Source organism: Rhodococcus sp. O3, from assembly GCF_048897285.1.
Taxonomy (GTDB): Bacteria; Actinomycetota; Actinomycetes; order Mycobacteriales; family Mycobacteriaceae; genus Rhodococcus.
Window position 1 is genome coordinate 1 of sequence record NZ_JBMBTE010000197.1, and the last position, 5,930, is coordinate 5,930.

At 68.5% G+C, this 5,930-nt stretch carries 5 protein-coding genes and 1 pseudogene; 5 read left to right on the plus strand and 1 reads right to left on the minus strand.

From position 1 onward, the window contains the following. From ACN675_RS27190 to ACN675_RS27200, 3 genes are all read left to right on the plus strand, one after another. Positions 1-492 (plus strand): flotillin domain-containing protein (locus ACN675_RS27190; RefSeq protein WP_420753777.1); only part of this gene is annotated, 492 nt, incomplete at its 5' end. A 95-nt stretch (positions 493-587) separates the two neighbouring features. Next, on the plus strand, positions 588-1,499 hold the full coding sequence (locus tag ACN675_RS27195) for a hypothetical protein (RefSeq protein WP_420753778.1): 912 nt from the start codon (positions 588-590) through the stop codon (positions 1,497-1,499). Continuing rightward, positions 1,500-2,468, plus strand: a complete 969-nt coding sequence (locus ACN675_RS27200; RefSeq protein WP_420753779.1) for a TIGR00341 family protein — start codon at positions 1,500-1,502, stop codon at positions 2,466-2,468. It begins immediately after the preceding gene. A gap of 13 nt (positions 2,469-2,481) precedes the next feature. Here the strand turns inward: ACN675_RS27200 and ACN675_RS27205 are convergent. Next, positions 2,482-3,104 (minus strand): annotated as a pseudogene (locus ACN675_RS27205) (class I SAM-dependent methyltransferase). A gap of 184 nt (positions 3,105-3,288) precedes the next feature. On the opposite strand from ACN675_RS27205, the gene helR reads away from it, so the two are divergent. Further along, entirely contained in the window at positions 3,289-5,517 is a 2,229-nt protein-coding gene (helR, locus tag ACN675_RS27210; protein ID WP_420753780.1) for an RNA polymerase recycling motor ATPase HelR, read from the plus strand. Positions 5,518-5,578: 61 nt separating this feature from the next. After that, positions 5,579-5,878, plus strand: a complete 300-nt coding sequence (locus ACN675_RS27215; protein ID WP_420753781.1) for a DUF6191 domain-containing protein — start codon at positions 5,579-5,581, stop codon at positions 5,876-5,878. Positions 5,879-5,930 lie beyond the last annotated feature (52 nt).

Sequence of the window (5,930 nt, forward strand, 5' to 3'; positions counted from 1 at the left end):
GAGGCCGAGGGCATCAAGGCCCGCCTCGAAGCCGAGGCCGAGGGCCGCAAGGCCGCCGCCGACGCGCTGCGTGCCGAACAGCAGGCCGAGGCCGACGGTCTGCGCGCCCGGCTCGAGGCCGAAGCGAGCGGCAAGCAGGAGATCGCGGCGGCACTCAATGCCTACAGCCCGGCCGCTGCGCAACTGCTCATGCTGCCGGACGTCCTCGCGGCTCTGGTCGAGGCGACAGCCGCGGCCGCGAAGCCGGTCGGCGAGATCGACCGCATCTCCATCGTCGGGGGCGCCGACGGCGTGTCCGGGTCGGTGGGTTCGATCCTCGGGATCAGCCCGTCGACCATCGCCGGCGTGATCGAGACACTCGAAGCCTCCGGTATCGACATCAGCGGCATGCTCGGGTCCGTCGGACAACGCCCGGCAACGACTGCGGCCCCCACCCCCGTCTCCGCTGCACCGATCGCGAAGGTCGACGCCGCGCACAATGGCAGTAGCTAGGTAGGTGCGTCTTCCGGGCCGCGCGCGCGGCCCGGAAGACGCACTGCGCGACGTGCCATCGGCTTCGGCCCGTGGGATGGCGGAAGGACTTCGGCATGGTTCCACCCACAGAGCAACCTCGGCCGAAGAACGCCGTGATCCTCGCCCTCGAAGCTCACCTGTCCTCGAATCCTGTCGGTCGCGTCGTCGAGCGGACCCTGGTGGGACTGGCACAGATCGAGCTGGTCGACCGGGCCATGACACTGGCCGCTCAGATGTTCACGTCCGTCCTGCCGGTTCTCCTGGCCGCATCGATCGTTGCCGACACGACGGTCGTACGGCGCACCGTGCGGGACCGCTTCCTCATCGACACCTCGCTCCTGCTCCCCGGCGACGCCCCGCCGATGATCCCGCAGACCGCCGCGTTCGGGATCATCGGCGTGATCATGGTCGTGATCAGCGGAACGTCGTTCGCACGTGCTCTCGGCCGCATGTACGGAAAGGTATGGCACACACCGAGCCTCGGACTGTCCCATGCCTGGCGGTGGTTCGCGGTCCTGTTCGTCGTGGCCGGCTCCATCCCGCTCGTCGCGCTGATCCAGCTGTCGCAGATCCCGATCCTGATCCTGGTCGGCCAATGGTGCGTGTGGACGTGTGTGTGGGCGGGATGCCCCTATCTGCTGACGATGAGGTTCGTCTCCGGCCGGGTCCTGTGGATCACCGGGGCGATCACCGCGACGTTGCTCACGGGGCTCGACATTGCGAGCCGCATCGCGATGCCGCGGGTGATCGCGGACTCGTATGCGCACTTCGGTGTACTCGGGATCGTGTTCACCGGAATCGGCTGGCTGTTCGTCTTCGCCGTGGTGCTCGTGGCTGCACCGGTGATGGCCGAAGCTTCGATGACGGACCGCGTTCCGGCGTACTCTGTGCCCACCGCCACGTCGGATTCTCGATCGTCCGACCGTCCTCCCGAGGCGAACGACTCGGCAGGAACCGAAAGCGATGGCTCCGACGGGAGGTCGTGAATGCTGCACCTGGTGATTCCCTCGAGCCAGCGTCGTGACCTCGACGAACTCGAAGACCGCCTGGACCTGTCCGTCGGTGACGCCGGGGCGAAACGTTCGGCATTCTGGGTGATGCTGACACTGTCCGCCGTGATCGCGGTGGCGGGCGTGGTGAGCGACTCGACCGCAACCGTGATCGGCGCGATGATCGTGGCACCGCTGTCCACGCCGATACTCGGTGTGGGACTGGGCATCACCGTCGGGCGCGGATCTCTGATCGTTCGCAGCCTGCTGTACATCGCCGCCGGTATCGTGCTGGTCGTCCTGCTCGGCGTCGTATTCGCTCAGGTACTGGCGAATCCGGCTTCCGTGCTGAGCAACTCGCAGGTTCTCGGGCGTACCTCCCCTACCCTGATGGATCTGACCGCCGCTCTCGCGACCGGCCTCGTCGGGGCGGTCGCCATTACGCGCCGCGACGTCGGCGACGTCCTGCCGGGCGTTGCCATCGCGATCTCCCTCGTTCCGCCACTTGCCGTCGTCGGCGTCTGCCTGGGATCGGGAGCCGGGGCACTGGCAGCGGGGGCGTTCATCCTGTTCGCCTCCAACGTGATCGCGATGATCATCACCGCGACCGTCGTTCTCGTCGCCGCCGGTTACTCCGCGGAGGACAGTCTCAGGACCGGGCGACGGCGTGCGTACGTGATCCTGGTGATCGCGCTGGTCGTTGTCGCGGTGCCGATGGTCGTCAACTCCCTCGCGTCGCTGTGGGCTCGACAGGTTTCCAACGTGACGCAGCAGTGGCTCGGCTCGACGCCCGGAGCCGAGGTCACGGATGTGGCGTGGCAGGGCGACACCGTCACCGTGTCCGTACTCGGTCCCGCCGAACTACCCCCGTTGAGCGAGCTGGAAGATGCCGTCGACGGGCTCTTCCCGTGGGATCCCGAACTCCAGGTCGTCCACACCGTCGGGTCTCGTGTAGAGCCGGAGTAGCGGACTGTCCCGGTCAGCGGCGACGAGCCACGAGATGCACTTCGGGAAACCGGTGGTATCCGGTGTCGGGACGGCTGACCGTCCGCCACATCTCGTCGAAACCGGCGACGGCGAGCGAGTCGGCGAGCCGATCCGGGTGCCACCGCCAGGCCGGCGCGACGCCGTGGTCGAACTCGACGACCTCCCCTGCTTCGTCGGTGGATTGCGCCGCGACCGCGACCACCGCACCCGGGCGGTCCTGGATGCCCAGCCGGCGAGCACGTCGGGAATCCCACCGGGCGGAATGTGGATGAGGCTGAACCTGGCGATGATCGCCGCGATACCGCGGCCGCCGAGGTCGGTGGAGGCAAGGTGCGCGTCGTCCTGCTCGAAACACAGGCCGGGGTACAGGTCCCGCGCGACCCGGAGCATCTCCCGGCTCGGATCGACGCCGACGACGTCCAGTCGTCTGCTCGAGAGATCGGCGGTGACGTGGCCGACGCCGCAGCCCACGTCCACCACGAGACCCTCGACCGGACCGTCGCGCACCGATTCGGCGAACGCTGCGACCACTGCGCGCTCGAGGGGACTCATGTACGTGGCGGGAAAGGTGTCGGCGTAGAGGTCGGCAACCGCGTCGTATCCGGGCTGATCCATCACCGGATCGTCCCAGAAGACTCTCGGACGCGAACTCGCGTATGCGAAAAAGAGAGGCACTGCGCCTCTCTCACTTTCAACGTATAGCGCACCCGGGGTCTTGCGGCAAGGCCCCGCTCGTGCCGCACAATCGCTGGCCGTAGCGGAAACCCATGATCGCAGCGGCGAGGAAAGTGAGGCGCACATGTCGATCCGAGGGTATGAGGACGAACTCCGGTCCGAGCGCAGTTATGTGGCCGGCCTGTACGCGCGGCTCGATGCCGAGCGGGCGGAGGCGAAGGCGCGGCATGCGGCCGCGTTGCGGGGCAGCGGCGGGACGCTCGTGGATCGCGAGGTCGAGGTGCGCACACTGGCCCGGGAGGTGCAGCGGCTGAACGTCGCGGAAGGCGGGCTGTGCTTCGGCCGGCTCGACACGCCGACCGGCGAAGTCTCCTACATCGGCCGCATCGGCATGTTCGACCGGGCGAACGAATACGAACCACTGCTGCTCGACTGGCGCGCCCCGGCGGCACGCCCGTTCTACGTCGCGACCGGCTCCCACCCGGAAGGCATGCGGCGGCGCCGACAGTTCCACACCCGTGGACGCGAGGTCGTCGAGTTCACCGACGAAGTCCTCGGCCGCCCCGACGGTCGTGAACGCGGGGGCCGGGGTGATGCCGCGCTGCTCGCGGCGGTGAACGCGCCGCGAGGGCAGGGCATGCGCGACATCGTCGCGACCATCCAGGCCGAACAGGACGCGATCATCCGCCTCGACCATCCGGGCGTGCTGGTCATCGAGGGCGGACCCGGCACCGGCAAGACCGCCGTCGCCCTGCATCGCGTCGCATACCTGCTCTACACGCAGCGCGAACGGATGGAGCGTCACGGGGTGCTCGTCGTCGGCCCGAACCCGACGTTCCTGGACCACATCGCCCACGTCCTGCCGTCGCTCGGCGAGACGAACGTGGTGTTCGCGACCACCGGAGGTCTCGTGCCCGGCCTTCACGTCACCGCCGAGGACACTCCCGAGGCCGCGCGATCGAAGGGTTCGGTGGCCATCCTGGATGTGCTGACTGCCGCGATCGCGGACCGCCAGCGCCTGCCGCAGGATCCGGTGCTCGTCGAACTCACGGACGTCACCGTGCGGCTCGACGCCGAGATCGCTCGGTGGGCACGGGACGAGGCCCGCGCGAGCGGTCTTCCGCACAACAAGGCCCGGGCCGTGTTCACCGACGTCGTGACATGGGCGCTGACGGAACGGGCGATCGCTCGTATCGGCCGGGGCTGGCTGTCCCGCGACGACCGAGCGGCGTGGGAGAACCTGCGCGAGGACCTGCGCGGCGAACTCGCCGAGAACGATGTCTTCACCCGAGTTCTCGACGACCTGTGGCCGGTTCTGACACCGGAAATACTGTTGTCGGAGCTGTTCTCGTCACCCGGCCGGCTGCGGGCGGCCGGCGGCGACGACGTGCTCCTGCGCGAGCACGGCGACGCGTGGACCGTGTCCGACGTGCCACTGCTCGACGAACTCGTCGACCTCCTCGGCACGGTCGACACCGTCGACGCGGCCGAGACCGAGAGAAAGAGGGAAACCGCCTACGCTGCCGGGGTTCTCGACCTCCTGACGACCCGTGAGGACCACATGGACGACGAGGACCACCTGTTCGCGACCGACCTGCTCTACGCCGAGGATCTCGCGGACCGCTTCGTCGAACGCGACACCCGAGACCTCGCCGAACGTGCCATCGCGGATCGGGATTGGACATACGGGCACGTCGTGGTCGACGAGGCGCAGGAATTGTCCGAAATGGACTGGCGGGTGCTGATGCGACGCTGCCCCAGCCGATCGTTCACGGTGGTGGGCGATCTCGCACAACGCCGGTCACCGGCGGGAACGTCGTCATGGGAGGCGATGCTCGAACCGTACGTGCCCGGCCGCTGGATGTACCGGTCGCTCTCGGTGAACTACCGCACCCCGTCGGAGATCATGACCGTCGCAGCCGCGCTGCTCGCCGAGTTCTCGCCCGGCACAACGCCACCGGAGTCGGTGCGCGCATGTGGAGTCGCACCGTGGTCCCGGCACGTCGGCGACGACGACATCGCCTCGGCGATCGAAGAATTCGTCCGCGACGAGTCCGGACGTGAGGGCACCAGCATCGTGATCGGTCCGCCCGATGTACCCGGTGCGGTCGCGGCGTACGAGACGAAGGGCCTCGAGTTCGACGCGGTGCTGGTGGTCGAGCCGGACCGGATTCTCGCCGACGGTCCGCGCGGCGCGGCCGAGCTATACGTCGCGCTCACCCGCGCGACTCAACGGCTCGGTGTTCTCCACCGGACGCCGCTGCCGCCGGTGTTGTCCGGTCTCGTCGATATCACTTCGTCGTCGGGCTCCGGCGGGAGCGAGCACGAGGTCGCAGCGGGTATGCGCCCGTGAGCGGTACTCTCCGATCGCACACCTCGATCGCCCGAGCGGAGAACAGCATCCCGGAGGCTGCATGTCCGCAGTTGTCTGGCTCGCAATCGCCGTCCTGGCCGGCGTGATTCTGGACCGCGCCGCCCTGTACGCCGAGCGGCGCGGCTGGATCTACTGGCGCAAACGCAAGCCGCCGGTGAACGGCGGAGCGGTCATGGGTGCGTTCGGCGAGATCCAGACGCTGCTGTCGCCGTCGTACCGCCACGTCGCCGAGGAACAGCAGCGGCAGCGCACCTCGCGGCACGACCAGGGCACCGGTGCCGATCCGCTGGGCGTCGACCTCGACGGCGGAACGGTGCGACTGCACAGCCCGGACGACTGATCCGAACATGTCGGTGCCCCTCGCTATGGTTCGAACATGCTTTCGAACCGGG